Here is a 6,950-nt window from a genome sequence, read left to right as displayed (position 1 = left end):
CTTTCAGAACGAAAACTGATTCAACACATCCGGCATACCCTTGGCCAGGTCTTCAGCCTCGCGGCTTGCCAGGGTAGCGGCATCCCACAGCTCGAAGTGCGCGCCCATACCGAGCAGCATCACCTCGCGCGTCAATCCGGAAGCGTTGCGCAGTTCAGGCGCGATCAGGACGCGGCCAGAGCCGTCCAGCTCCACGTCCTGAGCGTTGCCCAGCAGCAGCCGCTGCAACGCGCGAGCCGTCATGGGAAAGGCGGCAATCTGCTCGCGCTTCTTTTCCCACTCGGGCCGCGGGTACACCAGCAGGCAGCCGTCCGGGTGGCGGGTCAGGGTCAGGCGGCCTTCGGCCTGCGCCATGAGCGCGTCACGATGCCGGGTCGGAATCGAGATCCGCCCCTTGGCATCCAGCGTGAGCGCGCTGCTTCCCTGAAACACCACTTTTACCCCACTTAATTGCACAATTTCCTACTATTTCCCACTCTACGGTATGGCAATGGGGCGGTCAAGCGCACGGTTGCAATTTTTTCAATCACAACAAGGACTTAGAGCAACTTGTAAATTCACCAATAGAAAAACCTCCCAATAAATCAGGAGGTTGCGTCACTATCTAAATGTGGTTCTTAAGAAGTGGCGGCTAACAATGCCTTTGCATTGTTTTACCCGGCCCGCCGGCCGAAGACTGGCGGGGGCTGCGCGCCAGATGGCGGACATCGAGACCTGAAAAAAGCCGCGCGGCAGCGCGCGCCGATCGGAAATCCAATGCAAGACGGGCCTATAGGCCGGATTCTGTACACCAGGTTTCCCTGGCGGACGATCATTCCTCTGCGCGGATCATTGCTGAGCCGCTGTAGCCATCTACCCGCATACTCGGACGGAGCCGCCCTCCACGACCCGAAAGCCGCACGCATGCCTATTTGATGTTGCTCCGGGTAGAGGTTGCCGCGTTTCACCCTGCGATGCCGCCCGCCGTTACCGGCTGGCGCGATACGGAGATGGCCGTATCGGTGCGCGCATGGCACGCCCGCCCCGCAGACTCGTCTCTGTGGCCCTGTTCCTCGACCGCGTCCGAAGACGCGACCGGACGGCCGTTAGCCGCTACCCTGCCCTGTGGAGTCCGGACCTTCCTCGATGGATTCGCATCCACCGCGATCGCCCGACCCGCCTTGCGGTGCGTATTCTAGTACAGGTCTCGGCTCCGTCCCCGAACAGCCGCCCGGGTTCCTGCGACAATATGGCCTGATCCGCTTATCCCGCCGCAAAAACGACTCCCTACATGGCCCTCGCAACGCTCATCACCCTGACCGACATCCAGCTGGCCTACGGCCATCACCCATTGCTGGACCATGCCGACTTCGCCATCCAGGCCGGCGAGCGCATCGGCCTCATCGGCCGCAATGGCGCCGGCAAGTCCTCGTTGCTGCGGCTGCTGGACGGCCGCACCGCGCCAGACGACGGCGACATCGCCCGCAGCTCAGGCCTGCGCGTGGCCACCGTCGAACAGGAACCGGAACTGGACGAAAATGCCACCGTCTTCGACGTGGTCTGCAACGTCGAAGGCGACCACGAAGACTGGCAGCGCCCCTCGCGCGTGCGCGCCATCCTGGAAAAACTCGGCCTGCCCGCGGACGCCCAGATCGCCGGCCTGTCCGGTGGCACCCGCAAGCGGGTCGCGCTGGCCCGCGCCCTGGTCGAGGAGCCCGACCTGCTGCTGCTGGACGAGCCCACCAACCACCTGGACTTCGACGGCATTGCCTGGCTCGAGGAAATGCTGCGCACCTGGAAGGGCGCCGCGGTCATCATCACCCACGACCGCCGTTTCCTCGATTCAGTGGCTACCCGCATCGTCGAACTCGACCGCGGGCGGCTGCTCAGCTTCCCCGGCAACTTCTCGCAATGGCAAGAGCGCAAGGCCCAGTGGCTGGAATCCGAGCGCCTCGAGCAAGCCCGTTTCGACAAACTCCTGGCCCAGGAAGAAGTCTGGATCCGCAAGGGCGTGGAAGCCCGCCGCACCCGCAACGAAGGCCGCGTGCGGCGCCTGGAACGCCTGCGGGTCGAACGCGCCGAGCGCCGTGAACGCGTCGGCGACGTGTCGTTGGCACTGGCCGAAGGCCAGCGCTCCGGCAAGCTGGTGGCCGAACTGGAACACGTCAGCAAGCGCTTCGGCGACAAGGTCGTGGTGGACGACTACTCCACCACCATCCTGCGCGGCGACCGTATCGGCATCATCGGCCCCAACGGCGCCGGCAAGACCACGCTGCTCAAGCTGATCCTGGGCGAAATGCCGCCCGACAGCGGCAAGACCCGCACCGGCACCAACGTGTCGGTGGCCTACTTTGACCAGATGCGCGCCCAGCTCGACGAGAACGCAACGCTGGTCGACATCATCAGCCCGGGTAGCGAATGGGTCGAGATCGGCGGCACCCGCAAGCATGTCATGAGCTATCTCGGCGACTTCCTGTTCTCACCCGCGCGCGCCGGCTCGCCCGTGCGCAGCCTGTCCGGCGGGGAACGCGCGCGCCTGCTGCTGGCGCGCCTGTTCGCGCGTCCGGCCAACGTGCTGGTGCTGGACGAACCCACCAACGATCTCGATATCGAAACGCTCGAGTTGCTTGAAGAACTGCTGCAGGAATATTCCGGCACGGTGCTGCTGGTGAGCCACGACCGCGCATTCCTGAACAACGTCGTCACCCAGACCATCGCCTACGAGGGCAACGGCCACTGGCGCGATTATGTCGGCGGCTACGACGAATGGGTCGCCCAGCGGCCCGCCCCGGCGCTCGTCGAAAGCACCGCGGAAGATACTGCCAAGGCGCGCGCCGCCGATGAAGCCGCCGCCCGCGCCAAGGCCGCCAAGGCAAAGCCGGTACGAGCCGCCAAAATGAATTCGTGGGATTTGCGCGAACTCGAGGGCCTGCCCGACGCCATCGCCGCGCTCGAGGCGCAGCAGGCGGCGCTGGCCGGCAAGCTGGCCGATGGCAGCCTGTACCGCGATGCGCCCGCCGAAGTCGAACGCATCAACGGCGAACTGTCCAAGCTCGAAAGCGAGCTCGAAGAGAAATTCGCGCGCTGGGAATTGCTCGAGGCGCGCCGCGAAGGCGGCCTCTGAGGCTGGGGCAGCGGGCTACCACGGCTTGCTGCGGCCCACTACGATATCTGGCGCATCGCCAACGGCGCGGGATGCGCCACCGGCGTGCCTACGACGTGGCGCGCCAGGCCAGCGTCTCGCCCGCGGCCAGGGGCACCAGCGCGGTATTGCCGAACGGCAGTTCTTCCGGAATCTGGAAGGTCTCCCGCACCAGGGTCAAGGTTCCCGTATTGCGCGGCAAACCGTAGAAATCCGGCCCGTGGAAACTGGCGAACCCTTCCAGCTGGTCCAGCTTGCCGACGGCATCGAACGCGGTCGCATACAACTCCATCGCATGCAAAGCGGTGTAGCAGCCGGCACAGCCGCAGGCATGCTCCTTCAGGCCACGGGCATGCGGCGCACTGTCGGTTCCCAGGAAGAAGCGTGGGCTGCCGCTGGTCGCGGCCGCCACCAGCGCCTGGCGGTGGGTTTCACGCTTGAGGATCGGCAGGCAATACCAATGCGGCCGCACGCCACCCTGGAAAATCGCGTTGCGGTTGTACAGCAGATGCTGCGGCGTGATCGTGGCCGCGATCGGACCTTCGGCATCACGCACATACTCGGCGCCCTCCTTGGTCGTGATGTGCTCGAACACCACCTTCAAGGCGGGGAACGCACGCCGCAGCGGCTTCATCACCCGTTCCACGAAGATCGCCTCGCGATCGAACACGTCTATCGACGGATCGGTCACTTCGCCATGCACCAATAGCGGCATGCCACACTTCTCGAGCGCTTCCAATGCCTTGGCGCACTTGCCCAGCAGATCGGTGACACCGGCGTCGGAATTGGTGGTGGCCCCGGCCGGATACAGCTTGACCGCACAGACCTGGCCGGACTCGTGCGCGCGGAAGATCTCTTCGGCGCTGGTGTTGTCGGTCAAGTACAGCGTCATCAACGGCGTGAAAGCGCCAACATCGCCGCCCGCCTTGGCCAGCGCCGCCAGAATGCGGCCGCGATAGGCCACGGCCTGTTCAGTGGTGGTTACCGGCGGCTTCAGATTGGGCATGATGATGGCGCGGGCAAACTGTCGCGCCGTATCCGCCACCACCGCTTCCAGCGCGGCGCCATCGCGCAGGTGCAAGTGCCAATCGTCGGGGCGGGTGATGGTCAGTCGAGTCGTATTTTGCGTAGACATGGGAAGGCTTCTTAATCTGCCAGCGGCATGCCCCGTTCAGCCAGCGCGCAGAACATCGCGCTGCCCAGGGGAATGACGGCATCGTTGAAATCGAAATGCGAGTTGTGCAGCACGCAGCCAGACTCGGCTCCGCCTTGGCCCAGACGGAAATAAGCGCCTGGCTTGCTCTGCAGCATGAAGGAAAAATCTTCGGAACCCATCGACGGGACCAGGTCGCGCACCACGTTTTCCTTGCCGATCATCTCGGTGGCGATATCCGCGACCAGATTGGCGTGTTGCGGCGTGTTCAGGGTCGCGGGATAGATGCGCTCATAGGTTAGCTCAGCGGTGCCGCCGAATGCGCCGGCGATGGCGGTGACCAACTCGCGCATGCGCGTCTCCACCATCTCCTGCACCGACTTGCGGAAGGTGCGCACCGTGCCCACCAGCCGCGCCTCGCGCGGGATCACGCTCATCGCGCCAGGATGGCCGGCCTGCAGCGAACCGATCGATACTACCGCGGAATCCAGCGGATTGACGTTGCGCGACACAATGGTCTGCAGCGCGGTGATGACCTGGCCAGCGATAGTGACCGGATCGATCGTCTGATAAGGATGCGCGCCATGACCGCCGCGGCCGGTAATGAGGATCTCGAAACGGTCGGCCGCCGCCATCATCGGTCCCGGGTTGATGCCGATGGTACCGGGCTTCAGCCCGGGCCAGTTGTGCAAGGCGTAGATGGCATCACAGGGAAAGGTGTCAAATAGCCCGTCCTCCATCATGGCTTTGGCCCCCCCGCGCCCTTCCTCGGCCGGCTGGAAGATGAGTACCGCCGTGCCATCGAAGTTGCGGGTCTGCGCCAGGTACCGGGCCGCCCCGATCAATACCGCCGTATGGCCGTCATGGCCGCAACCATGCATCAGGCCGGGCTTGGTCGACTTGTGGCCAAAGTCGTTGTCTTCGGTCATGGGCAGGGCGTCCATGTCGGCGCGCAGGCCGATCATGCGTCCGCTGTCGCAGCGTTTGCCGCGAATGACGCCCACCACGCCTGTCTTGCCAATGCCCCGGTGCACCTCGATGCCCAGCGCCTCCAACGCGCCCGCCACGATCCCAGACGTGCGGACTTCTTCGAAGCCCAACTCGGGATGAGCGTGCAGGTCGCGCCGCAGCGCCGTCAATTCGTCATGAAACAAGCGAATTGATTCCAAAGCAGAACGTGCGTACATAGGAGGTTACAGAATGACGTGGAAGGGGGGACAGTGGCGATATTTTAGTTGCTACAGAGGATAAATGCCTTTGTCTTTAGGGGAGAGACACGTTATGCTCCGGCCGCAGGACAATTTTTCCAACAGCCAGAGAAGGAGCGCCGCATTATGGCCACAACCTCCAAACCCGCGACCGCGCGCAAGCCGAACGCTGCATTCATGAAGCCCCTGACTCCCAGCGCCGAACTGGCCGCTGTGATCGGTTCGGAAGCCGTGCCGCGCACCGAGGTCACCAAGAAGATCTGGGAATACATCAAGAAGCACAACCTGCAAGATGCGAGCAACAAGCGCAACATCAACGCCGATGCCAAGCTGCGCCCGATCTTCGGCAAGGATCAGGTCACGATGTTCGAACTGACCAAGCTGGTCAACGCACATCTGAAGTAAGCGGGCAAAGGGCGTACTTGGTACGTCCCTGCCTTGGCTATGCCTCAACGCCCTGGCTTGAACGCCGGGCGGGTTCGACCCGCAGTACCCCTGAAGCTGTACTCCACAAGCAAGCTCTCCAGCTCCTGCCGTCAGCCCCCATCATAACGATGGGCAATCCGGCGACTTCCACCCCAGATCCTTTCCAATGCGCTGCAGGCCCTGCATCAGGCAAGGCCGGGATGGCCGGCTGATGGCCGCGGCAACAGACCTTTGCCGCCAACGAGCGCGTCCTTTCCCTTGACGACGCAATCCATCACCCGCCCACGGTTCGAACCACCACTCTCACCCTGAGCGGGGTTGGCGGGGATCGCCTGCGGTTGCGCTCATCAAATAAAAAAGCCGGCATACGCCGGCTTTTTCCGTCAGGCACGATCCGGATCACGCATACGAGGTCGGTGCCGTGCCATCCAGCAATGCAAGCCAACCCTTGATCAGGCGGTACAGGCCCCACACGATGGTGGCGACGACGCCGATCCATCCGATATAGATGAGCACCGCCAAGCTGCTGATGGCCAGCCACAGCAACGCCCACCAGAAGGTGCGCAGCAACCAATCAAAATGCGTTGCATAGACCGTACCTGCAACGTCGGAACGCTTCAGGTACATCAACACGACTGAGGCCAGCGTGGCAATGCCCAAGAAACCACTGGTCAGAAAGCCCAGGGCAAACAAACCATAGGCCACGTGGGTCAGCGTGCGCAGGTCCAATGCCGTACCGGGCGCGGGGGTCTGGGTATCACTCACGATTACGCTCCAACAACAATTGACTCGGTCAATCTTACCGCACAAACCCGACTGGTCCACGGGCGTTGTTATTTGGGCACATTCAATGCTGGCGCGGGTTTCAGGCGTGTCGGACGACTTTCTCGCCCGCCCTTCCGACTCGGTGGGCTTGTACTTTCCGCGCGGCCAAAAACAAAACCCCACAGGCGCGAGCCTATGGGGTTTTGAGCAATAAAAGCCTGACGATGACCTACTTTCACAGACGTCCGTCCACTATCATCGGCGCAAAGGCGTTTCA

The 6,950-nt window shown here is 63.2% G+C and carries 6 protein-coding genes and 1 other RNA gene; 2 read left to right on the top strand and 5 right to left on the bottom strand.

The features are described from left to right. Positions 1-3 precede the first annotated feature (3 nt). Both mraZ and rnpB read right to left on the bottom strand, forming a co-directional pair. Entirely contained in the window at positions 4-432 is a 429-nt protein-coding gene (gene mraZ / locus HV701_RS20025) for a division/cell wall cluster transcriptional repressor MraZ (RefSeq protein WP_175134765.1), read from the bottom strand. Positions 433-756: 324 nt separating this feature from the next. Beyond that, positions 757-1,162, bottom strand: an RNA gene (rnpB, locus tag HV701_RS20020) — RNase P RNA component class A. A 108-nt stretch (positions 1,163-1,270) separates the two neighbouring features. Between rnpB and HV701_RS20015 the strand changes: the two genes are divergently transcribed. Next, on the top strand, positions 1,271-3,103 hold the full coding sequence (locus HV701_RS20015) for an ATP-binding cassette domain-containing protein (RefSeq protein WP_175134764.1): 1,833 nt from the start codon (positions 1,271-1,273) through the stop codon (positions 3,101-3,103). An 88-nt stretch (positions 3,104-3,191) separates the two neighbouring features. Here HV701_RS20015 and pyrC read toward each other — a convergent pair whose 3' ends face one another. Both pyrC and HV701_RS20005 read right to left on the bottom strand, forming a co-directional pair. Then, entirely contained in the window at positions 3,192-4,256 is a 1,065-nt protein-coding gene (gene pyrC / locus HV701_RS20010) for a dihydroorotase (RefSeq protein ID WP_175134763.1), read from the bottom strand. 11 nt (positions 4,257-4,267) lie between these two features. Then, positions 4,268-5,461, bottom strand: a complete 1,194-nt coding sequence (locus HV701_RS20005) for a M20 aminoacylase family protein (RefSeq protein WP_175134762.1) — start codon at positions 5,459-5,461, stop codon at positions 4,268-4,270. A 147-nt stretch (positions 5,462-5,608) separates the two neighbouring features. Between HV701_RS20005 and HV701_RS20000 the strand changes: the two genes are divergently transcribed. Continuing rightward, a complete protein-coding gene (locus HV701_RS20000; protein ID WP_006217453.1) occupies positions 5,609-5,887 on the top strand; it encodes an SWIB/MDM2 domain-containing protein in 279 nt (92 codons plus the stop codon). 420 nt (positions 5,888-6,307) lie between these two features. Here the strand turns inward: HV701_RS20000 and HV701_RS19995 are convergent, their stop codons facing one another. Next, a complete protein-coding gene (locus HV701_RS19995) occupies positions 6,308-6,673 on the bottom strand; it encodes a DUF4870 family protein (RefSeq protein WP_175134761.1) in 366 nt (121 codons plus the stop codon). Positions 6,674-6,950 lie beyond the last annotated feature (277 nt).

Origin of the sequence: Achromobacter pulmonis, assembly GCF_902859765.1 — a bacterium.
GTDB classification, from domain to species: Bacteria; Pseudomonadota; Gammaproteobacteria; order Burkholderiales; family Burkholderiaceae_B; genus Achromobacter; species Achromobacter pulmonis.
This window is presented reverse-complemented; position numbering and strand designations above follow the sequence as displayed.